The organism is Pseudoalteromonas shioyasakiensis, from assembly GCF_019134595.1.
Taxonomy (GTDB): Bacteria; Pseudomonadota; Gammaproteobacteria; order Enterobacterales; family Alteromonadaceae; genus Pseudoalteromonas; species Pseudoalteromonas shioyasakiensis_A.
Genome location: NZ_CP077770.1, coordinates 794,858 through 815,613 on the forward strand (window position 1 = coordinate 794,858; position 20,756 = coordinate 815,613).

Annotated in this window: 23 protein-coding genes; 12 read left to right on the plus strand and 11 right to left on the minus strand. The window is 41.8% G+C overall.

The window, feature by feature from the left end; genetic code table 11:
- Positions 1-70: 70 nt before the first annotated feature.
- On the plus strand, positions 71-1,366 hold the full coding sequence (pepB, locus tag KQP93_RS03760; protein WP_217875900.1) for an aminopeptidase PepB: 1,296 nt from the start codon (positions 71-73) through the stop codon (positions 1,364-1,366).
- A 209-nt stretch (positions 1,367-1,575) separates the two neighbouring features.
- Positions 1,576-2,142, plus strand: coding sequence for a phosphoribosyltransferase (locus KQP93_RS03765; protein ID WP_054560872.1), 567 nt, complete (start codon positions 1,576-1,578; stop codon positions 2,140-2,142).
- A gap of 37 nt (positions 2,143-2,179) precedes the next feature.
- Here KQP93_RS03765 and KQP93_RS03770 read toward each other — a convergent pair whose 3' ends face one another.
- A complete protein-coding gene (locus KQP93_RS03770; protein ID WP_217875902.1) occupies positions 2,180-2,836 on the minus strand; it encodes a Crp/Fnr family transcriptional regulator in 657 nt (218 codons plus the stop codon).
- A gap of 268 nt (positions 2,837-3,104) precedes the next feature.
- Here KQP93_RS03770 and KQP93_RS03775 point away from each other — a divergent pair, with 268 nt between their 5' ends.
- A complete protein-coding gene (locus KQP93_RS03775) occupies positions 3,105-3,335 on the plus strand; it encodes a YgjV family protein (protein ID WP_217875903.1) in 231 nt (76 codons plus the stop codon).
- A 2-nt stretch (positions 3,336-3,337) separates the two neighbouring features.
- Here the strand turns inward: KQP93_RS03775 and KQP93_RS03780 are convergent, their stop codons facing one another.
- From KQP93_RS03780 to KQP93_RS03800, 5 genes are all read right to left on the minus strand, one after another.
- Positions 3,338-4,978: an amidohydrolase gene (locus KQP93_RS03780; protein WP_217875905.1), complete on the minus strand. Its 1,641-nt coding sequence runs from the start codon at positions 4,976-4,978 to the stop codon at positions 3,338-3,340.
- A 93-nt stretch (positions 4,979-5,071) separates the two neighbouring features.
- Positions 5,072-5,305 carry an EF-hand domain-containing protein gene (locus KQP93_RS03785; RefSeq protein ID WP_217875907.1) on the minus strand — a complete coding sequence of 78 codons (234 nt, stop codon included), beginning with the start codon at positions 5,303-5,305 and terminating at the stop codon, positions 5,072-5,074.
- A gap of 4 nt (positions 5,306-5,309) precedes the next feature.
- Positions 5,310-5,543 (minus strand): EF-hand domain-containing protein, encoded by a 234-nt coding sequence (locus tag KQP93_RS03790; RefSeq protein ID WP_217875908.1) that lies wholly within the window; start codon positions 5,541-5,543, stop codon positions 5,310-5,312.
- Positions 5,544-5,646: 103 nt separating this feature from the next.
- Positions 5,647-5,874 (minus strand): hypothetical protein, encoded by a 228-nt coding sequence (locus KQP93_RS03795; RefSeq protein ID WP_054551189.1) that lies wholly within the window; start codon positions 5,872-5,874, stop codon positions 5,647-5,649.
- 9 nt (positions 5,875-5,883) lie between these two features.
- Complete coding sequence (locus KQP93_RS03800; RefSeq protein ID WP_217875910.1) at positions 5,884-6,111, minus strand: EF-hand domain-containing protein; 228 nt, start codon at positions 6,109-6,111, stop codon at positions 5,884-5,886.
- Between the two features lie 312 nt (positions 6,112-6,423).
- Between KQP93_RS03800 and KQP93_RS03805 the strand changes: the two genes are divergently transcribed.
- The 4 genes from KQP93_RS03805 to KQP93_RS03820 are packed head-to-tail and all read left to right on the plus strand — an operon-like array spanning position 6,424 to position 10,265.
- Positions 6,424-7,881, plus strand: coding sequence for a HAMP domain-containing sensor histidine kinase (locus KQP93_RS03805; protein WP_217875912.1), 1,458 nt, complete (start codon positions 6,424-6,426; stop codon positions 7,879-7,881).
- A gap of 1 nt (position 7,882) precedes the next feature.
- Complete coding sequence (locus tag KQP93_RS03810) at positions 7,883-8,410, plus strand: hypothetical protein (RefSeq protein WP_217875914.1); 528 nt, start codon at positions 7,883-7,885, stop codon at positions 8,408-8,410.
- Positions 8,411-8,412: 2 nt separating this feature from the next.
- Entirely contained in the window at positions 8,413-9,756 is a 1,344-nt protein-coding gene (locus KQP93_RS03815; protein ID WP_217875916.1) for a sigma 54-interacting transcriptional regulator, read from the plus strand.
- An 8-nt stretch (positions 9,757-9,764) separates the two neighbouring features.
- The gene (locus KQP93_RS03820; RefSeq protein ID WP_217875918.1) at positions 9,765-10,265 is read left to right on the plus strand and encodes a DUF1543 domain-containing protein; all 501 of its coding nucleotides are present in this window, start codon (positions 9,765-9,767) and stop codon (positions 10,263-10,265) included.
- Positions 10,266-10,429: 164 nt separating this feature from the next.
- Here KQP93_RS03820 and KQP93_RS03825 read toward each other — a convergent pair whose 3' ends face one another.
- From KQP93_RS03825 to pdsR, 4 genes are all read right to left on the minus strand, one after another.
- On the minus strand, positions 10,430-10,639 hold the full coding sequence (locus KQP93_RS03825; protein WP_054551195.1) for a hypothetical protein: 210 nt from the start codon (positions 10,637-10,639) through the stop codon (positions 10,430-10,432).
- A 50-nt stretch (positions 10,640-10,689) separates the two neighbouring features.
- The gene (locus KQP93_RS03830; RefSeq protein WP_158685596.1) at positions 10,690-10,860 is read right to left on the minus strand and encodes a hypothetical protein; all 171 of its coding nucleotides are present in this window, start codon (positions 10,858-10,860) and stop codon (positions 10,690-10,692) included.
- A gap of 112 nt (positions 10,861-10,972) precedes the next feature.
- Entirely contained in the window at positions 10,973-13,099 is a 2,127-nt protein-coding gene (gene pdsS, locus KQP93_RS03835) for a proteobacterial dedicated sortase system histidine kinase (protein ID WP_217875919.1), read from the minus strand.
- Positions 13,099-13,788: a proteobacterial dedicated sortase system response regulator gene (pdsR, locus tag KQP93_RS03840; RefSeq protein WP_063527939.1), complete on the minus strand. Its 690-nt coding sequence runs from the start codon at positions 13,786-13,788 to the stop codon at positions 13,099-13,101. Before pdsR ends, pdsS begins: the two co-directional genes overlap by 1 nt.
- A gap of 219 nt (positions 13,789-14,007) precedes the next feature.
- Here pdsR and pdsO point away from each other — a divergent pair, with 219 nt between their 5' ends.
- The 3 genes from pdsO to KQP93_RS03855 are packed head-to-tail and all read left to right on the plus strand — an operon-like array spanning position 14,008 to position 17,347.
- Positions 14,008-14,745: a sortase-associated OmpA-like protein PdsO gene (gene pdsO / locus KQP93_RS03845; RefSeq protein WP_217875920.1), complete on the plus strand. Its 738-nt coding sequence runs from the start codon at positions 14,008-14,010 to the stop codon at positions 14,743-14,745.
- Between the two features lie 26 nt (positions 14,746-14,771).
- A complete protein-coding gene (locus KQP93_RS03850) occupies positions 14,772-16,772 on the plus strand; it encodes a marine proteobacterial sortase target protein (protein WP_217875921.1) in 2,001 nt (666 codons plus the stop codon).
- On the plus strand, positions 16,760-17,347 hold the full coding sequence (locus KQP93_RS03855) for a class GN sortase (protein ID WP_217875923.1): 588 nt from the start codon (positions 16,760-16,762) through the stop codon (positions 17,345-17,347). The genes KQP93_RS03850 and KQP93_RS03855 overlap by 13 nt, the downstream gene beginning before the upstream one ends.
- Here the strand turns inward: KQP93_RS03855 and KQP93_RS03860 are convergent.
- A complete protein-coding gene (locus tag KQP93_RS03860; RefSeq protein WP_217875924.1) occupies positions 17,254-18,201 on the minus strand; it encodes a DMT family transporter in 948 nt (315 codons plus the stop codon). The genes KQP93_RS03855 and KQP93_RS03860 overlap by 94 nt on opposite strands.
- A 385-nt stretch (positions 18,202-18,586) precedes the next feature.
- Between KQP93_RS03860 and proB the strand changes: the two genes are divergently transcribed.
- Positions 18,587-19,690, plus strand: a complete 1,104-nt coding sequence (gene proB, locus KQP93_RS03865) for a glutamate 5-kinase (protein ID WP_217875926.1) — start codon at positions 18,587-18,589, stop codon at positions 19,688-19,690.
- Positions 19,691-19,759: 69 nt separating this feature from the next.
- A complete protein-coding gene (locus tag KQP93_RS03870) occupies positions 19,760-20,731 on the plus strand; it encodes a GGDEF domain-containing protein (protein WP_217875927.1) in 972 nt (323 codons plus the stop codon).
- Positions 20,732-20,756: the final 25 nt, after the last annotated feature.

A 20,756-nucleotide genomic window follows, 5' to 3' on the forward strand; every position in this document is an offset into this window, starting at 1 on the left:
CAAGCTGTTGGGAACTGACGTTGGCTGTAGTAAACTCGATCAACATTTTTAGCGCAAAGAGTATTCTAACATGTCAGAAAAATTTTTAGTTCAACTTAGCGAGCAGAGTGCTGCCGCGCATTGGGGCGAAAAAGCCGCTCTTTCTTTTACTGAACAAGGCGCAACTGTTCATTTAACTGAGCAAGATACACTCAAGAACGTACAAAAAGCAGCACGTACGTTAGCTAATCAAGGCTTAAAAAATATTGCTTTAGTGGGCGATGTTTGGTGTACAGAAACACAATGGGCTTTCTATCAAGGCTTTGTTTCACCAAAAAATTTAGATGCTATTGAGTTTGTTGAAAATGCAAAAACAGACGGCAAAGAACTGGCTTCTTTAAAGCAAGCAGCGACGTGGGCTCGTCAAATGATCAATGGCACAGCTGATGACATTTTCCCAGAGAGCCTAGCTGGTAAAGCGGCAGAATTTATTCAGTCATTAGCGCCAGAGCACGTAAGCTACCAAATCATTAAAGGTGATGCTTTATTAGAGCAGCAATGGATTGGTATTCACGCGGTTGGCCGTGGTAGTGAGCGTCCACCGGTATTATTAGCACTAGATTACAACCCAACGGGTGATGAGAATGCACCTGTTGCGGCCGCTTTAGTTGGTAAAGGCATTACGTTTGATTCAGGTGGTTACTCAATTAAAGCAAGTGAAGGCATGTTAGGCATGAAGTGCGACATGGGCGGTGCTGCTACAGTAACTGCAGGTTTAGCGCTTGCTATTAGCCGTGGTATCAACAAACGCATTAAGTTGTTCTTATGCTGTGCTGAAAACTTAATTTCAGGCCATGCCTACAAACTTGGTGATATCTTAACTTACAAAAATGGCACCACAGTTGAAATCGTTAACACAGACGCTGAAGGTCGTTTAGTGCTCGCTGATGGCTTAATGGCTGCAGGTGAGTCTGGCGCGCCATTAATCATTGATGCGGCAACGTTAACAGGCGCTGCACTTGTTGCTGTTGGTCAAGAGTACAATGCATTGTTCGGTCTTGATAAAGAGCTTGTACGTGATGTACAAGACTTTGCAGAGCAAGAAATGGAAGCTGCATGGCCATTACCACTAGAAAAGTGGCATCAACAAAATTGCCCGTCGCCATATGCAGACACAGCAAATAGCCGCCCACAAAAAGGCGGTGGTTACGGTGGTGCTTCTAATGCGGCAGGTTTCTTATCACGTTTTGTGCCAAATGAAGGTAAAGGTTGGGTGCACATTGACCTTGCCGCTGCATTTAACATGGGTAGCACAAGCGAGTGGGCTGCTGGTGCGACAACACAAGGTATGCGTACCGTTGCAAGAACATTACTAGAAAAAGCATAAGCAATTTACTTTTTCTGTAGCTAATTAAAAGCGCCTTAACTTTATCTAAGTTAAGGCGCTTTTTTGATCTAACAGGTAATTTTACAAACTGATACAAGCTTTTTTGAGTAAATTAGTATAAAATCCCGCCCCACATTTTCTCATCCTGTGGTTAGTTATTACTAAATTAGCTACACTTGAATGATCATTTCACATTGGGGTCTCTATTTATGTCAGATAAGTGCTATATCACTGCGCAGCAGCTTCTTGAAGATTCATTTCGTGTTGCGGCACAAGTTTATGAAGATGGTTTCCGTCCTGATTTCATCATTGGTATTTGGCGTGGTGGTGCTCCAATTGGTATCGCAGTTCAAGAATATTATGATTACAAAGGCATCGAAACTGACCATATCGCAGTGCGTACTTCGTCGTATTACGGTATTAACCAGCAGTCTAAAGAGATCAAAGTACACGGCCTGCATTACATCATTGAAAATGCCAATGCAGATAACTCATTACTAATCGTTGATGACGTGTTTGATTCTGGCCGCAGCATTTTTGCATTAAAAGAAAAGCTTTCAGAGTTAATGCGTTTAAACCTACCACGTGATATTCGCGTTGCATGCCCGTACTACAAGCCGAAGAACTCAAAGGTAGATATGGTGCCAGATTACTTCATTCATGAGTCTGAAGAGTGGTTAGTGTTCCCTCATGAGCTTTCAGGCCTAACGCCAGACGAAATTATCGAAGGTAAGTCTGATTTAGCTAATATTCATGACATACTTTTAGAAAAGTAACTTTGAATGATCTTGCAGTTATGAGTGTGTTCTACACTTATAACTGCGCAAAACTTTCTACGTATTCGCTAAGCTTGTCGATATCTACTACTTGTAAACCTTGATTACTTCTCTGCACTAAGCCTTTTTCAACTAGTTCTGTAACTACGCGTCTATAAGCTCTTTCGGTGGTGGCAAAGCGTTCTGCTTCAGCATTCACTGTAGGGTAGGCACGCAATAGTGTTGGATTACTGTTTTCAGCTCTTAATAAGCAATCTTTAGCTATGTTGTAGCTAAGTGGTAATAGCAGCTTATCTAAGTTTATTTTTTGGTTTTCTTGGAACTTAGCGGCAATTGTTTGCGCTGTGTACAAGCTTAACTCTGGCTTTTCTAAGAGTAGTGCGCGCCAATGTTTAAGCTCAATTAGGTTATAACTTACATCGCTAAAGCACGTAACTGTGTAAATACACGGGTAGTTATTCAGTGCTTCAATCTCACCAATCAGTGTGTTGTTACAATCAAGCTGGCCTAAAAGAAGACGTCGGCCATTACCCACGTCATAGCTGAACGACACTGTGCCGCTTCTCACTAATACGAGTTTTGACAAGGGTTGATCTTGGTGGATCAGCACTTCTTTTTTAGCTTGTTGAAAACTACTGCCTGCAAATGTCAGTAGTTGGTCAACAAGATAGCTTGAAAAATGATATTGAAACATTAACGCCGCTCTTCGGACAATTGTCCTATTTATTACACCTTAATGACGTTAGCATTAAGATTCTAAGAATTTACGCTAACTTGCTAGTAAGGTGATTCACGTTACTGATACCTTCATTTCCCGTGTAATGATTTTAAAGCCAAGATTATTCTTAAGCTTTACAAGGTTTTTAGTAAGTTAGCTTTTTTATTTTATTGTCAAACTAGCACAGAGTGCGTCAAAAAAAATGACAAGCTCCAATGCTAACCTAAAGCCTAGGAGAGAACAATTGAGTTGGGAATATTTAGGCTATTTAGCGTCAGCACTGTTGGTTGCTTCTTTGACAATGAGCGATGTAGTAAAGCTACGTTGGCTTAACCTAGCTGGGTGTATTGCATTTACCTTCTACGGGCTGGCAATAGGTGCCGTTCCGGTGGCCTTTACCAATGGCTTACTGGCATTTGTGAATGTTTACCACATTATTAAATTAAAGCGTCAGCAAAAAGCTGACGCCGAGTAATATTATTCCTCTTTTTTATACTTTAGCTCGCCCGCAATCCAGGTTTGTGTCACGTTAATATCGTGAATTTCAGAAACAGGTGCTTTGTAATAGTCTTTATCAATCAAAATAAAGTCAGCCCACTTGCCTTGCTCTAAACTACCTACCTTAAACTCTTGATGTGCAGCATAAGCACCGCCTAAAGTAAATGCTCGCAAAGCTTCATCACGCGATAGTAGCTCTTCTGGTCGCCAGCCACCTTCAGGCAATTGATTATGATCCATTCGTGTAATTGCCGAATATAATCCATCAAACGGGTTAGCAAGCTCTACAGGAAAGTCAGAACCTGCTGCAATTACTGAGCCTTGTGCTAAAAAGGTTTTCCAAGCATACGCCCCTTCAAGTTGTTTTTCAGTCAGACGCTGCTCTGCCATATGCATATCAGAGGTTGCATGAACAGGCTGCATTGATGGAATAATTTTTAATATTTTAAAACGAGGGATATCTTCAGGAGTCACAATTTGTGCATGTTCAATTCGGTTACGAAGTAAAATCCCACCGGTTTTTTTAAACACATTTTCATAAGCATCGAGCACCACGTGATTGGCTTTATCGCCAATTGCGTGGGTGTTCGCACTAAAACCATGAGCAAAACTTAGGTTAAATAGCTGCTCAAGTTTCTCTTGGGTTTCAAGCATTAAGCCATGGTGATTTTTACGATCTGCGTATTCCTCGATAAGGGCTGCGCCTCGGCTTCCTAGAGCACCATCCGCATACACTTTGACACTTCGAATCGACAGCATGTCATTCATGTCTTTATATTTGCCCGCTTTGAGCATGGTTTCTAGCTGAGGATCGGCTGCACTTAGCATGGCTACGATTCTGACAGGAAGAGTACTTTGCTCAGAGCGCTGCTTGTACACTTGCCATGTGTCGTAATCGATACCAGCATCATGGGTTGATGTAATGCCCAAACTCAGCAAGTGTGTGCCTGCATTATCTAAAGCGGTATTAATGCTGGTATGACTTGCTTTTGGTACATGCTGGGTAATAAGTGTTTCGGCTTTATCGATGAATACCCCTGAAGGTAAGCCAGAATCTAGCTTTAAAATTTCACCGCCAGCAGGAGAGGGAGTTTGTTTAGCAATACCTGCAAGCTCCATGGCTTTTGAGTTGACCCACACAGCATGGCCATCAACGCGAGAAAGTACCACAGGTTTGTCTTTTACATATTTGTCTAAATTAGAGGCAGTTGGAAACTCACCGCCAGGCCACTGCTCTTGGTTCCAACCGCGACCAATGATCCAACCTTGTTTATCTTTGGCAAACTCAGCCAGCATTTTGCCAACCTCATCTGCCGAGTTCGTATTTCTGACATCAAGTTGTGAGAGGTTATTCCCTAAACCAATTACATGGCCATGAGCATCGACTAAACCAGGTAGTAACGTGGCTTGCTTACCATCAATAGAGGTGGCGTCAGGGAAGCTGTTTTTAATTGAGTCATTGCCTGTTTTTACGACTTTACCGTCTTTAAAAACCAGTGCTGAAAAGTGTTGAGTTTCGCCCTTGTAGGTAGGCGTGTAGCCATTTACATTGTAAATAACTGTGGTGTTGGCAAAACAGCTAAGCGAAGCTGTTGCTAGTAGGCTGATGATAAGTTTCATAATCTTCTAATAGTTTTTATTGATTTATGAAAACAGTATCAGAGTTGCAGTAAACTGCAACTCAGCAGCAATTAAATAGTTAACATGGACTGTTTATTTGCTTGCGTAGATCTTAAATTCACTGAGCGATAATTTATTATCTTTATCGCTGTCGTAGTTTTTAAAACGTGACCACAAAGCTGGGTCTCTGGCAGACTCTGAACGAGTCAGGTAACCATCATCATTACGGTCAAGTTGTTTAAATTTTTCACCAATACTATCTGCAGCAAAACTCACTGTGCTAGATACACAATATAAAATTAGGCTGGCAAAGGTTAATTTTGACATTACTTTAACTCTTGTTTGTTAAATAGTGTTTAAACTCAAGGAGCGAGATTTGTTTATCTTTATCTGTATCCCATTGCGCTATGCGTTTTTGCAAGTGCGGTTGTGATGACAGTTCCTGCAAAGATAAAAAACCATTTTTATCTTTATCTAGGTGATCAAATCGTTGTTTTACATCCAATGCTAAGCTATTGAAGCTTATAGTAATTAAGGTACATGAAGCAAGCCAGAAAATTCTCATAATTACTCTCCTTTATAAATAAAAGTGCTTGCCATAATTTAACTCCCAAAATTTAAATCCGTTTACACATTCCCTCTGGGATTATGGCAAGCACTTTAAGCCGTTAAGGTTTGAATTTTTCAAACTCTTGTTCAGACAAAACCTGATCGCCGTTTTCATCCAGATCGGCAAATTGCTTAAGTAAGTTATCGTGTTTGGTTGCTTCAGTTAATGAAATCTCGCCGTCGGCGTTTGTATCAAATTTAGCAAATCGAACATCCATTTGTGATGCTAAAACGGTAGCGCTGATAACTAAAAACATCAGTGAAAATGCAGCTAAAAGTTGTTTCATTACAATCTCCTATTGAATAAACGACTGAAACTCAGAAAATGAAATTTGGCCATCTTGGTTACTATCAATTTGAGTAAAATTGCCATGCAATAATGCATCTTCAGATGCTTCTGCTTCACTCAAAAAACCATTACTGTCTTTATCAAGCTCGTTAAACGTTGTTTGCAAATCAAGTGCATAACTACTTACCGAGAAGATACTTATAAGCAGACTGGCTACCTGGGCCGTTACTTTCATTTTGTGTCCTAAAAAACTAATTTGCTTAGTACTTATCAAAATCAATGCCAATATTAAAAACCATTATTTATCAGTGTTTTATTGGTTTTCTGTAGTTTTAAATGCGAAATAGTTACAGGGTGTTGTGTCTTTTTTGCAACGATTTTCAGGTGTTAAAAGTTTATCCATTTTATTTCAATGAGTTAGTCTGTTGCCAAATAGCAACTTTGTATCGGTTTTTGGGTAAAAATCAGTACTTTTTAAGGTCGGATTCAGCGAGTGTCTAAGTTTGTTCACTAATAATCAGCATCTGAAATTATGTTGAGAGTGAATATGCAAAATACAGTAGCGATAAAAATAAAACAGTTACTCAATTGGCGACCTAGTCTTATTGGCCAGTTCGTCTGTAGCATTTTGCTGTCTTTACTACCGTTATCTTTGGTGGTGATTCTATTTTTAAATGCGCTCAATAAGCAGCTTGCAGTGACTCAAGAAATCGTCGGTGACAATTACGAAATTACCAAAGCATTTAACAACCTCAAACAAGACTTAAATAGCCTAGAAAGGGCAACTCGACAAAACTGGGTGCTTAAAAGTGAATCCCTCGATAGCTTGATTGCCAACAAGTGGCAATCGTCACTGCAAAGTGTTGATGAGCTTATATTCTTAAGCCCAACCGATGATTATATCTCGCAGTGGCGGCAATTAGCTGAGGTATTACAATTTGCGCATCAACATTTATTGATAGAACAAAAACAAGATGGTGAGCTGTTTGCACCTGCTAGTAAGCTTATCAGTGAGCAAACAAATTGGCTCAAAGAGCAAAATGAATTGCGCATCACAAAAAATCAGCAGCAATTAAAAGCACTTCAAGCTTCATTTATTAATTGGTTAGTTGCGTTAATTCCACTCACGTTATTGGTCGGGGGCGGGTTTCTTTGGCGGATCAGCGGACGGCTCAGAGAGCTCACACATGTTATTGATAAACTTGGACAAGGCCATTGGCAGCAAAAAATTCAAGTTCGAGGCTCGTCAGAGTTAGTTGAATTAGGTAACAAACTAGAGTGGGTTCAAGCACAGCTACATATGCTTGAGCAGCAAAAAGATACATTTTTACGCCATGTGACACATGAATTAAAAACGCCCCTAGCTTCTATGGTTGAAGGCACAGACTTACTCGCAGATGAAATTGTTGGTCCAATTAATAGCGAGCAACAAGCCGTTATTGAGCTAATAACGCAAAGTATGATGCGACTCAGAGCTATGATTGAAAGCCTGTTAAGTTACAACGCTATTCGCACAAGTAAGCAAAGCCTAAGCGAGCTTAACTTTAACTTGATGATGAATAAAATTGAGCGTCATTTTGAGCACCGGTTATCAGCGCGTGACTTATCCATTGTGTGGGTGAACGAGTTACCAAATAAAGCCTTGTTTATTTATATTGAACTACTTGAAATGGTGCTTATTCAGCTTACCTCAAATGCGCTAAAGTTTTCGCCGGAACACGAGTCAGTGACAATAAAAGCAAGTTTAAAACAGGGGCAGTTAATTTTGAGTGTCAGCGATTTAGGAGTAGGGATAGAGGATACTGAAAAAGCCGCTGTGTTTGGAGCTTTTTACCAAGGCAAGAATGCAAAACAACATACTGAAATGGGCAGCGGGCTCGGTTTAACCATAGTTAAAGAAACCGTTGAACAATTAAACGGTAAGCTCTCTATTACAGATAATGAGCCACAAGGGTGTGTATTTACAGCCATTTTACCAATTCAATTAACCCAAGGAGTTAACTGATATGGGCTTAGCGAATAAAGCCAGTTTTATGCTTGTTATAGGCACACTTTTTATAACAGGGTGCACGATCACGCAAAAGCATGTCGAGACAGAGCAAGTAGAGCCGACAACAGATGCGAAACCTCAAGGGCAACCAAATCCAAAGCCTCGGCCGAAAAGTGAGCCGTTATATCCGCCTGCAAGTACAGTCATTGCTTGGCATGCTGCCAAGTGCGGTGGCTTTAAAGCAAGCTCTGAGAAAGCAAATTATGTTGGTGAAAATGAGCTAAAACGTCTATTTGAGTCGATTTGTTTACTCGCTGCTTCAGAGCCAGAAAAAGCCCTTAGTCAGCTTGAAAAAAGTGACCATGCTTTTTATTGGCCAGATGATATTAAGCAGTATCTTTGGTTGCAAAAGCAATATTTACAACAGAATTTAGCGGCAAAACAAGCAAAACAGGCGCTAAGTGATGAAATGGAAAAAACCTTATCGTCGCTTGCGACTATCGAACAACAACTTCTGCTACGTGAAGAAACCAAGGAGCAGTAACCATGAATGAAGTAACAAAACCACGGGTTTTATTAGTAGATGACGATGCGAGTTTATTAAAGTTACTGGCGATTAGAATTGAGTCTAAAGGCTACTTGGTAAGCACGGTTGAAAGTGGCATTGAGGCACTACAAACGCTAAAAAATCAAACTTATGATGCGGTGATCACCGACCTAAGAATGGATGAAATGGACGGCATGGCATTGCATCGCCAATTGCAAAGTCGCTATCCTTCGATGCCGGTGATTATGATGACAGCACATGGTTCGATACCTGATGCAGTAGAAGCGACGAAGCAAGGTATATTTGCGTTTATTACCAAGCCTGTTGATAAAGATGAGCTGTTCGACAGCCTTGCCAAAGCTATCGAAATCCATGGTGTACACGGTGATGAAACACCGACACAAACCAATATTGTCACCCGTAGCGGGGCGATGTTGCATTTACTTGAGCAAGTTAAATTGCTTGGTCCAACGCAAGTGAATGTGTTGATCTCAGGTGCCAGCGGCACCGGTAAAGAGTTGCTTGCACAGGCGATACATCAACACAGCCATGTTAGTGATGGGCCATTTGTGGCAATTAACTGCGGCGCTGTGCCGGGAGAGCTTTTAGAGTCTGAATTATTTGGGCATAAAAAAGGCGCATTTACAGGTGCAGTCAAAGACCATCAAGGTTTGTTTCAACAAGCACAAGGTGGTACCCTTTTTCTAGACGAAATTGGTGATATGCCGCTAAATTTACAAGTAAAACTGCTGAGGGTTTTACAAGAGAAAACCATTCGCCCAGTGGGCTTTCAAGAAGAGATCCCAATTGATGTGCGGGTGGTGTCGGCGACTCATAAGAACCTCCCAGAGGCAATTAGTAATCAGCAGTTCCGTGAAGATTTATACTACCGATTAAACGTGGTGAACTTAAAACTGCCTCCGCTTTGTGAACGCCGAGAAGATATAAGTTTGCTAGCGCAGCATTTTGCAGGTCTAATTGCTAAACGTATGGGGCAAGAGCAAAAGCAGTTTGCCAACGATGCAATGCATGCTTTGGTTCGCTATGACTGGCCGGGTAATATCCGTCAATTACAAAATGTGATAGAGCAAGTTGTAGCCCTTACACCGGGTAAAGTGATTGCTGCTCAGTTAGTTGAGAGTGCATTAAATAGTAATGTTAGTATTGCTGAGCCACTTTCGTTAAATGATGCAAAAAAAGAATTTGAGCGAGACTATTTAATTAATACGCTGAAAATGTCAGCGGGTAATGTTGCTGAAGCCGCAAAGCTTGCGAAACGTAATCGCTCAGATTTTTATAAATTAATTAAAAAGCACAACATTAATGTTGAAAGCTTAATATAAGGAAAAACATGGCGCTTTTTTTAGTCTATCTGGGCGGTCGTATTCAAGGTTGTCACATTGAAATGCACGACGTTCGATTTGTCGTAGGCGATAACATTGAACAAACCTATTCAAAATTAAAAGCACAATGGGTGGGTGATAAAAGCAATGTACATATGGATAGTTACATGCAAATTAAGCACATTGATGGCTATCAGGTCGAAGTGGTTGATACTGCGCATCACCAAGCTGAAAAACTATATTTTGTGAACTTAGGTGCCTATAGAGCAGATAGTCTTGCGGAGCAACATGATTTTGCATTGTACGTTGCGCGTAGCAGTGAAGAAGCAAAGCAACGCGCTAAAGAGTCTTTATTGGCGGGAATGACTCATCTTCATAAAGATGACTTACACGATGTAGACGATTGTTTTGCGATTGATTTGTTAGATAGCAACTTATCAATAAAATTAACGCCAAGCGGGCAAGCTCAAGAAATGAAGCCTGATTGGTTTGGCTATCACGTTCTGTAATACCAATCCGCAATAATACTTAATCATTTTGAGGGATTAAACCTGTCGCTACCTGCGTTAAAAATTTCTGATTTAGAACAACTAAATAACGAAATGTTTGCCTTGCTATCAACGAGGTTTTCTTGCCTCAAAATAGACCACTTAATTAAGCGAATTGGTATAAGCTATTCTTGGTTATCGTTTTTACTGGCAACTTTAAAGGCGATAATCACCAATCCAAACAAGGCAAATGGCAGTGCAGCGAGTAAATACTCAACGGTATGGCTGTCTTGGTAGTTAGGTTGGAGTAGGAAGTGACCTGCAACACAAAGCAAAATAGCCACGAACAAAACGGGCAGTAAAATCAGTTCTTTTTTAGGTGAGTGTTTTTTCATTACAAGGCGTTATATTCCAAAGGTGCGCCATTGTAATGATCTCGCCTTACTCAGGTCAAATAAGTTGCTTTGTAGTTTGCTTTATATTGCGCTGTATCAACTTTTTTAGTGTCAGCTTTTACAGGCTGCTTTTTTGGAGCCGCTGGTTTATCGGTTGTTTCATTATAGCTAAATAGCCCCATAATGAACTCAATCTCTTCACGTTGTAATCCAGATCGCATGATGCCCTCCAAAAATAATTTGCCTTTTGTATTACAAATATTACGTCCTGTAATCTGAATTATCGGTGAATACCCAGTCATTAAACTGTAATCATATGTAACGCAAATATGCTTATTTAATAGGCAGTTCCACAGTAAACACAACACCTGTGCCATCAGCTAAATTTTCTGCCAATACTTTACCGTGATGGTAATCACAAATAAGCCTTACAATATAGAGACCTAAACCCAAGTGGGGCTGCTGCTGATGTTGCTGACTTCTCACCGAAACCATTGAGTCGAAAATGTGTTCAACTAAACCGTCAGGGAGCAAAGGCCCTTGGTTGCTAATTGTTAATAATGCATGTTGCTCTTGCTTGGTTAAACTGACTGAAATTGTGCTTTGCGGGGTTTTAAACTCAAGCGCGTTGTTGATGAGCTTATCGAGTAATTGGGCGATAAATTCTGGAGCGCCACTAACATTTAACGGCTCTTTACAAAGCGACAAAGTAAATAGGCTTTCACCATAGGTTATTTGATAGCCCTGCATGCAGCCAGTGATCACCTTGGTTAGATCAAACTCTTCTGCCTCGGCGTTTTGAATACTTTGCTCCAGACGCGTTGCTTCGCTCATGGTGGTAATAATTTTACCTAACCGCTCAACCCCTTCACTGGCACGGTCGAGGTATTTTTGACTCAGTTCAGATTGTGGCTGCATTTGTAAGTTTTCAAGTGATGAGCGTACAACAGCCACAGGCGTTCGCAGTTCATGGGAGAGTCGTGATGACATATTTTCTAAATAATCAGTATAACCACTTAAACGGCTAACAATGTTGGCAAAGCTGCGAGAAAGGTCGCCAATTTCGTCATTCGAATCGGCATAAGTAATTTTGCCGGTGATCCGCCCTTGGGCATCAATGGCTTGCTCGGCGTTGTCACGTAAGCGGCGAATACGGCTGGAAATTCTTGAAGCAAAAAAGAATAGCGTCACAGTGCCTACAAGCATCACCGCTAAAATGACATTAAAGAGCTTTTCTAACGATTTATTACGTAGGGTGCGCACGCCATTGGTGGTTTCTTCTGCGATTACTGCACCAATGACTTTGTCTTGGATCCAAATAGGGTAGGCCGCGGATAAAATAACGGCTTTGTTATCTGGAGTTAAGCGCCATGATGATGCAGGTTTACCATTTAAAGCACTGGCAATATGAGTACCTTGCATCGCAGCGACATCATGTAAGGTATCAATGAACTCATTTTCTGGGCGAGTTAAAATTTTATAGTAAAGTGGGTGTAAGTAATCTTGCTCAAAGCGTTGCCACCATGTTGTTGCAGGCTCCTCTTTTAGGCCGTCTGCCCAAACGCCATCGGCATGATGAATTGAGCCTGATTGTGCAAGTACACGGTGATGGTTATCGACGACCCAAATTCGGCTGCCACTGTGGCCCATGCCTTTCAAAATACGGTTAATTTCTGGTGAAGGCACTAAAACTGAGCCGATATCATTGGGGTTTTGTAGGTTTGAGGTCGACATAAGTTGAGGCTCAACTTTGTCTTCATCCCAATCTTCAATCGCAAAACCGAGCTTATTACCTAGCATCGAAAGCGGAAAACGCAGCTCTATATTGTAACCCGTGTTGGTGCTTTTAAAATAGCCTTGGATTTTTGTGACAGGTTCTTGTGTTGTGGCATCAAAGGCATTAACCCAACCATCTTGACGTGCGGCCACCACATAACTTTTAAATTCACCTTCAGGTGTTTTTAACATGATCTGTAAGTGATCATTGCGGGTAAAGCTAAGCACATTTTTAGCACGATACACCAGCGAACTGTCTGTGACTTTAAATGCCGCATAAAGGTAGTTTTCGTATTTACCTACCATGTGATCAAAACTTAGATCACTATCTTGATGCTCATTACTTAACCCCTGTAAATAGCGTTTGTCATAATGCCAAAATAAGCTTTGATAAGGCTGCCATTCCGACAATTTACCATCAAGTTGAATCGGGTTATTTAGGTTATAGGCATATAAATCTCGGCCTTTTACAACTTGATCTAAAAAGTTGGTTTGTGAGTCAAACAAAGCAGGGCGCTCATGTAATGCGGTTGCAAGTGCACGGGTGGTGCCCACCAAGGTTTTTTCTTGCCCTTGTCTTAAGAACTTTTCCATTTCCCAAACATACTCATAGCCAAGCCAAGGCAATAAAAATAAAAAGCAGGATAAGAAAATAAACTTTGTTCTAAGCCCCAAACGCAGCATTAAGCTTGCTCCCAGCGATAACCCATACCGTAAACGGTATCAATGCAGTCAAATGCATCATCTAAAGCAATGAACTTTTTACGAATGCGTTTTACGTGCGAGGTAATGGTGCTGTCATCAACATAAATTTTCGCATCACTCATTAATTCGTTGCGGCTTTTTACATGGCCAGGACGCTGTGCAAGTGAATGCACCATCCAAAATTCTGTCACAGTTAAATCAACCAGTTGTTCTTGCCAAAAAACTTGCATGCGCTGGGTATCTAACTTTAACGGGCCGCGATGCAAAAGAGCGGTTTGATCGGCGGGTTGATCGAAGGCATCAAGGCGTCTAAACAATGCGCCAATTCGAGCAGCAAGATGCGCCATACTGATGTCTTTGGTTAAGTAGTCGTCTGCTCCCATGCGCAGACCGCATACGGTATCAATTTCGCTATCGCGTGCGGTTAAAAATATAATCGGTAAGGTTTTAGAAAGGCTGCGTAATGTTTGGCAAAGTAAAAAACCACCATCCACTTCATGGCCAAGGCCAATATCAACAATGGCTAAATCTGGTAAAGATTGACTAAATGCTAGTTCAGCACTGGCTCTGTCAGCAAAGCCTACAACCTGATAGCCCTGAGCGCTGAGCATTTCAGTGTAGTTTTCGCGGATTGCTGTTTCATCTTCAACGATTGCTATTTTCTTCATTGTTAATACTTACTTAAATTCTTTCTATAGCGAACTATACCTAATTTTTTGCCTTGCGTACTGGCAAAAACGCGATTGCCATTTTTCTGCCACAATTGCTCAGCAGTTTGCCTTTTTTGATCCCATTTATTGCCATTTCGACTTGTTTTAATAGCTCCATACCAAGTTCGCAACACCAACCAATGTTGCCAAGCAATTAAGTAGAAAAAGGATTAAACCATGAAAAAATTAATTATTGCCGCTGTTATTACGTCTGCTGTATCTGTAGCCCCTTTTGCAGACGCTGCGAGTCAAACTAAACAAGAAACACCAAAAGAAACAGCTATTGGCTTAGGTGCAGGTGCCCTTGTTGGCGGCATAGTCGGCGGCCCAGTGGGCGCATTTATTGGCGCGTTTGCTGGTGGCTTAATTGGCGAAAAAGAAGCGGCAGACAACACCATTGATGAACAAGCTCACGCATTAGTTGTAATGAAGGAGCAAACCGCAGATTACCAACAAGTGATTGCCGATAACGCCGCCCTAAGTGAGCAGCTTGAGTTATTAGCAGATGAAAAAGAGCAGTTACTACAAGCCCAATTAAACACCTTATTGGCGATGACGGTGCAGTTTAAAACTGGCTCTAGCGAAATTGCCCCGCACTTTGCTAATCAACTCGACAAAGTCGCGCAGTTACTGATTGCCCAGCCGAACCTTGCTATCGACTTAAATGGTTTTGCAGATCAGCGTGGTGATGAATTGGCTAACTTAATGCTTTCAAAACAGCGTGTAAATGCCGTGCAAAGCTACTTAATAAAACAAGGTGTGCCTCATACGCACTTAACCGCAACTGCATTTGGTGAGCAGCAAAGTGTTGCTGATTCAGACAACTACGAAGACAACGTGTTTGACCGCCGTGTAACCTTAACGACACGCCCTGTGTCACAAAGCAGCTTACGTACAGCACAAAGTAACCACTAATTCATCTGTCGATGGAGTGACATATTATGTTGAGTAACCGTACCAAAAGGCTCCTTTTTGGGAGCCTTTTTATCTTCTTATTAGGTTATGCAGTTAACCCTGCATTTGCGGCCAATGCCAGTGCCGAACTGCGTTTTTATGATGATTCAAATAGCCAAGTGTCGTCGGGCTTATTAGTGAAAAACGATGTCACTATGACGTTCACTGGGCTTATTAATCATGTGGTTGTTAAACAACGTTATCAAAACCCGCACCCGTTTGCGGTAAATGCCCGTTATGTGTTTCCGTTACCTGATGAAAGCGCAGTTCATGCCATGCAAATGCAAATTGGTGAGCGCATTATCACTGGCAATATAGCCCTGAAGCAGCAGGCTGAGCAGCAATTTGAGCAAGCTCAAAAGCAGGGTAAACGCGCTGCTTTAGTTCGTCAGCAACGTGCGAATATTTTTTCTACTGATGTGGCAAACCTTGGCGCTGGGGAAGAAATTGAAATCACCTTGCAATACCAAGAGATAATCGGTTTTCGAGATGGTGTGTTTTCACTGCGTTTTCCTACCACTATCACGCCGCGTTACGAACCTTTAACGGCAGAACTGCAGCAAAAAGCGAATCTAGAAACAACAGACACAGAACAACAGAGCGAAGAAACAGCGAACAAAGCGCACGTGGCATCAGCGTGGCTAAAGCCTGTTTTTCATCGTGCACAAAGCCAAGAGTCTGATGCGAGCCTAAATCTTGCTATTTCGATGGATATTGGCCTTGAACTCAGTGATATCAGCGCTAATTTAGCGGGGATGCAAATCGATAATCCAAGTTTTGGTCGCTATCAATTATTACTTAATCGTGATGTTCCGATGGATAGAGACTTTGAGCTTACATTTAAGCCCCTTGATAAAGCACACTCACAGGCTGCATTTTTTACCGAAACAGTAGCAGGGCAAGGATATGGTTTACTGATGTTAGTACCGCCAAGCGATCACTTTACCTCGCAAGCTCGACTTCCTCGCGAAATGGTGTTTGTTGTTGATACCTCCGGCTCAATGCATGGTCAATCAATGGAGCAGGCCAAACAAGCCTTGTTTTATGCACTTTCGTTATTGGATGAAAATGACAGTTTTAACATCATCGGCTTTGACAACGAAGTGTCGGTATTAAGTGACACACCTATGATTGCCAATGACTTTAACATTCGCCGTGCAGAGCGCTTTATCTATGGCTTACAAGCCGATGGTGGCACTGAAATCGCAAAAGCACTGACTCAGGTACTTGATGGTAAACAGCATGATGGCTTTGTACGCCAAGTGGTGTTTTTAACCGATGGTAGTGTGGGTAACGAAACGCAGCTATTTAAACAAATTCAAACTGATTTAGGTGACAGCCGACTCTTTACCGTCGGAATAGGTAGCGCGCCTAATAGCTTTTTTATGACCAGAGCTGCTGATATTGGCCGTGGTACATTTACCTTTATAAGTAGCACCAGCCAAGTACAGCCAAAAATGCAGCTACTTTTTGATAAGCTGGCGCATCCTGCGGTTACAGAGCTTGCTCTTGAAGGCGGCAAAGCAGCACTTGAGTACTGGCCATCGCCATTACCTGATTTGTATTTTTCAGAGCCGGTTTTGGTTGCTGTGAAGCTTGATGGCAGTCAGCACTTAACGTTAAAAGGGCAAACAAACACAGGGCCACTCACCATTAATTTAGCAACCGCCAATGCTGCACAAGGCGAAGGTATCGCTAGACTCTGGGCCAGACAAAAAATTAAGTCATTGCTGCTTTATAACGAAAAACAAACGGTACGCGCAGAAGTCGAAGCATTGGCACTTCAGCACCATTTACTTAGCCCTTTTACTGCCTTTATTGCAGTTGATAACTACGCGGGTAATGAGATTGCAGAGCGTTCAATGCAAGTACGAAACAAGCTTCCTAACGGCATGACGCTACCGCAAACTGACGGACAAAGCCGAGTGTTTATGCTACTTGGGTTGTTGCTGCTTACATTCTCATGGTTATGGCAATGGCGACGCTAAAAAAAGCACTGCCAGTTTGCAGCGCCTTACTTGGCATCGCATTGTTTGTTAATGGTGGCTATATGCAGGCGAAAGCTTGGCTGGCACAGGCTCTAATTGAGTCAGCTTGGCAGCAAGCTTTGCAAAGTCCTAATGAGCAAGTAAGGCCTTGGTTTTACGCCGATGGTTATGTCACTGCACACATAAATTGGCCAAGTCAGCAGCAAGAGATGACTGTACTTGCTGGTGCATCGGGGCGAAACCTCGCGTTTGCCCCCGGGCATTTTTTGCCAAGCGGTGAACTTGGCAGCTCAAAAGGGGTGTTAATAGCTGGTCATAACGACACCCACTTTGCATTTCTAAAACATGTCGAAGTGGGTGAGCAGTTCAGTATGCAGTTGCAAAATGGCCAGATTGAACACTATCAAGTTCGCAGCATTGATGTTATTCATCAAAGTGAACAAGGGTTTTTAGCACAATCAGGCCTTTATTTATTAACCTGTTACCCTTTTGACTCCTTAGCTTCAGGGACTGAGTTTAGGCTATTGGTGTCGGCTGATAAATTATCATCGTCCACGTCAACTTTGAGCTCTTGATGACGTTGGCTAACAATAACACCGGCAAATACCACCGCAATACTTACCCATTGCCAAAGTGTGAGTACTTCGCCAAGTAGAATGGCTGACAAGATTAACGCAAAAATTGGAATGAGGTTTGAGTAAGCCGCAGCGGTTAACACCGACACTTTACTGATGGCGTAATTGTACATGCCATAGCCACCTAAAGTGACACATGAGCCTAGATATAAAATGCTCAGTAGGGCACTTAAATCATGCTGATTTTCGCTGGGTAGTTCGATGAAAAATAAAAAAGGCGCAAAAAATAAGCTACCACTAAACCCTTGAATTGCAATTAAAGTAAGTGGTGAATAGCGGGTCACTAAGTGTTTTACACTGACGGTATAAAAGGCGGCGCACACCATCGCCATCAATTCTAAAAAGTTACCAAGCAGTGGGTTAGGGGCTTGCTCAGTGCTTGGTGATAATAGCGTTAATAAAATACTGCCACCAATACACAAGGTAAAACCAACGACGATGGCTTTACTGATGTACTCTTTTAATATTAAGAACGCCAAAATAGCGACTATAATTGGTAAACAAGAGACAATTACCCCAGCTTGCGATGCAGAAGTGTATTCAAGGGCATGCCCCTCAAATAAGTAATAAAAGCAAGGCTCAGCCAGTGACATACCAATTAAGTACTTCCAGTCACCTTGTTTAAACTCAAAGCGGATTATATAGCGCCATAAACATAAGCTAATCAATAACGTGGTTAGCATTCTTAAAAAAATCACTAACACAGGGTCATAAACATTGATTGCATGCTTTAAAGCAATGTAGGAGCTACCCCATAAAAAGGTCGCGATAATTAAGCATAAACTGGCTGGCATAGGTGTCGCTATTGAGTAAAAAAACGAGAGCGCGATCCTAGCATGAATTTTTTTAACTTGTTCAAAAACCGTTAGCTGGTATATATATACCCAAACTACCTCAATATGCGAGTTTCAGTTGGAATTAAAAGCGATTTAGGCAAGGCATTGATTGCAAGTAATAGTGGTTCTATTGTTAAAATCAATAACGCAGTATAAATCGCTTTTAAACCAACCCTTTGGGCGCTTCACAGGCACTTACTCTCATCGTTGTTACTTCTTAAAAGGGACTGCCATTCTTGCAAAGTAACGCCTTGATATTAAGTACCTGTGAAACGCTGAATTCTGCATCTTGAGGTAGCTTGGGTATAAACTTTCAATTTTAATTACAGAATATAAAAATCAAATGCAAAGGCCACATGTCGTTGTTGTAAAGCTGGGCACAAGCGTGCTGACAGGCGGTACCGACAAATTAGATAAAGCACACATGGTTGAACTTGTTCGCCAATGTTGTGAATTAAAAAAACAGGGTTATCAGGTTGTTTTAGTATCAAGCGGCGCGGTTGCCGCAGGTCGCGAGCAACTCATTACCCCCTGTGGTCGTTCTTTGATTGAAAAACAAATGCTTGCCGCAATCGGCCAAGGACAGCTTATTCATATTTGGCAGAGTCTGTTTGCTTTATATGGTGTGAATGTTGGACAAATGCTACTGACCCGCGCTGATGTAGAAGACCGTGAACGTTACTTAAATGCCCGCGATACCTTAAATGCACTCCTTGCGCACAATGTGGTGCCAATTATTAACGAGAACGACGCCGTGGCAACCGCCGAAATTAAAGTGGGCGATAACGACAACTTATCTGCTTTAGTCGCGATATTAGCGAATGCAGAAAAGCTGTTACTGTTAACTGACCAAGAAGGCCTATTTACAGGCGATCCTCGCTCTGATGCCAATGCAACACTTATCAATGAAGTTGAGCATATTAATGATGAGCTAAGAGAGCTCGCTGGTGGTAGTGGCACCACCCTAGGTACCGGTGGTATGGCAACCAAACTGCAAGCGGCTGATATTGCACGTCGCGCCGGTGTTGAGGTCATTATTGCCAAAGGCGCAGGCAAAAATGTGATTTTAAATTGCATGGCCGACAAGCTCCCTGGTACACGCTTTTTAAAACTTACCGCACCAAAAGATGGTCGCAAAAAATGGTTACTTGCAGGACCTAAAAGCACGGGGCAATTAGTGATTGATGATGGCGCAAGCCTTGCACTAAAAGAGCGTGGGGCAAGTCTTCTGGCAAAAGGCGTAAAAACTGTGCGAGGGCAGTTTGAGCGTGGTGATGTGATTGAAGTGATGACGAGCCAAGGGCAATGCATTGCTAAAGGTCTTGTTAATTTTAACCATCAAGAAATTGATCAAATTAAGGGTTGTCATTCGTCGCAAATTACCCAGTTACTTGCATTTGCCCCAAGCAGTGAAGTAATTCACCGAGATGATATGATTTTGTTATAGTTTTTTAGTAATTCTGATAAAGTTAACTAAACTAAACTAAAGTAATAAGCAGTTTTGGGGACTTTTTAGATGGCGGCTAACGCTTGCGGACATGACTGGGTTGTAGAAATTACCCAACAAGAAGAAGAGCCTGAGCTCGATCAGGCGCTGATTAATGCCGTGAGTGAACTAGATGAGTTCTCTCGTTTTGCTATTTACATTAATAAGTTTTTCAAACCTGGCTTGCCTGCAAGGCTGCTAAATAAAGATTCGGTTATCGAAGAACTCAGTGAACACGAAGTCAATGAGCTCATCGAAAAAGTCAGCCGCAATAAAATTCGCATCAGTCGCAACTATGGGTTTATTTCTACTTATGTGCCCATTTATTACATGGGCAATGTGGTTGGTGTACTGGTCATTGAGTCCGAAAAAGAGCTTTCAGAGCGCTGTAGCATGCTTGCCATCTACATGCTAAATATCTACGCGAATCAACTGTCGTTACTTTATAAGTCGCAACTTGACCCTTTAACTGAACTGTTAAACAGGCAAACCTTTGATAAAAAGGTGATTGAAATTGCAGCCAGTGCTGCCGTAGAGCGTGATAGCCATGACTCAAAGCAGCGTCATTGGTATTTGGCTATGGTCGATATTGACCACTTTAAAAGCGTAAATGACAACTATGGCCACGTCATTGGCGATGAAGTGATCTTGTTAGTAGCGCAGCTATTAAAAAATAACTTTCGTATTGAAGATTACGTTTTTCGCTACGGCGGCGAAGAGTTTGCTGTTTTATTCCAAGCAAGTGACGAGCTCGATGCACGTAATGCCCTCAATCGTTTCCGTGGCTGTGTTGCAGAATACCCCTTTCCTCAAGTTGGTAACTTAACTGTGAGTAGTGGTTTTATGCCAATTTACGAGTTTGAAATGGTTGCCAGCCTTGTCCAAAAAGCCGATCAAGCCTTATACCATTCTAAAAATAGTGGTCGTAATTGTGTGACTGCCTATTCCGAACTAGATATTCAACAAAGCCAACCCAAAGATGATTCAATAGAGCTGTTTTAAGGTGTTGCAGCGGCCCTTGCTGTGC

Bases quoted from the DNA above. Each gene is read 5' to 3' on its own strand.
- pepB (WP_217875900.1), top strand. From the start codon at position 71: ATGTCAGAAAAATTTTTAGTTCAACTTAGCGAGCAGAGTGCTGCCGCG.
- KQP93_RS03765 (WP_054560872.1), top strand. From the start codon at position 1,576: ATGTCAGATAAGTGCTATATCACTGCGCAGCAGCTTCTTGAAGATTCA.
- KQP93_RS03770 (WP_217875902.1), bottom strand. From the start codon at position 2,836: ATGTTTCAATATCATTTTTCAAGCTATCTTGTTGACCAACTACTGACA.
- KQP93_RS03780 (WP_217875905.1), bottom strand. From the start codon at position 4,978: ATGAAACTTATCATCAGCCTACTAGCAACAGCTTCGCTTAGCTGTTTT.
- KQP93_RS03785 (WP_217875907.1), bottom strand. From the start codon at position 5,305: ATGTCAAAATTAACCTTTGCCAGCCTAATTTTATATTGTGTATCTAGC.
- KQP93_RS03790 (WP_217875908.1), bottom strand. From the start codon at position 5,543: ATGAGAATTTTCTGGCTTGCTTCATGTACCTTAATTACTATAAGCTTC.
- KQP93_RS03795 (WP_054551189.1), bottom strand. From the start codon at position 5,874: ATGAAACAACTTTTAGCTGCATTTTCACTGATGTTTTTAGTTATCAGC.
- KQP93_RS03800 (WP_217875910.1), bottom strand. From the start codon at position 6,111: ATGAAAGTAACGGCCCAGGTAGCCAGTCTGCTTATAAGTATCTTCTCG.
- KQP93_RS03805 (WP_217875912.1), top strand. From the start codon at position 6,424: ATGCAAAATACAGTAGCGATAAAAATAAAACAGTTACTCAATTGGCGA.
- KQP93_RS03810 (WP_217875914.1), top strand. From the start codon at position 7,883: ATGGGCTTAGCGAATAAAGCCAGTTTTATGCTTGTTATAGGCACACTT.
- KQP93_RS03815 (WP_217875916.1), top strand. From the start codon at position 8,413: ATGAATGAAGTAACAAAACCACGGGTTTTATTAGTAGATGACGATGCG.
- KQP93_RS03820 (WP_217875918.1), top strand. From the start codon at position 9,765: ATGGCGCTTTTTTTAGTCTATCTGGGCGGTCGTATTCAAGGTTGTCAC.
- KQP93_RS03825 (WP_054551195.1), bottom strand. From the start codon at position 10,639: ATGAAAAAACACTCACCTAAAAAAGAACTGATTTTACTGCCCGTTTTG.
- KQP93_RS03830 (WP_158685596.1), bottom strand. From the start codon at position 10,860: ATGCGATCTGGATTACAACGTGAAGAGATTGAGTTCATTATGGGGCTA.
- pdsS (WP_217875919.1), bottom strand. From the start codon at position 13,099: ATGCTGCGTTTGGGGCTTAGAACAAAGTTTATTTTCTTATCCTGCTTT.
- pdsR (WP_063527939.1), bottom strand. From the start codon at position 13,788: ATGAAGAAAATAGCAATCGTTGAAGATGAAACAGCAATCCGCGAAAAC.
- pdsO (WP_217875920.1), top strand. From the start codon at position 14,008: ATGAAAAAATTAATTATTGCCGCTGTTATTACGTCTGCTGTATCTGTA.
- KQP93_RS03850 (WP_217875921.1), top strand. From the start codon at position 14,772: ATGTTGAGTAACCGTACCAAAAGGCTCCTTTTTGGGAGCCTTTTTATC.
- KQP93_RS03855 (WP_217875923.1), top strand. From the start codon at position 16,760: ATGGCGACGCTAAAAAAAGCACTGCCAGTTTGCAGCGCCTTACTTGGC.
- KQP93_RS03860 (WP_217875924.1), bottom strand. From the start codon at position 18,201: ATGCCAGCCAGTTTATGCTTAATTATCGCGACCTTTTTATGGGGTAGC.
- proB (WP_217875926.1), top strand. From the start codon at position 18,587: ATGCAAAGGCCACATGTCGTTGTTGTAAAGCTGGGCACAAGCGTGCTG.
- KQP93_RS03870 (WP_217875927.1), top strand. From the start codon at position 19,760: ATGGCGGCTAACGCTTGCGGACATGACTGGGTTGTAGAAATTACCCAA.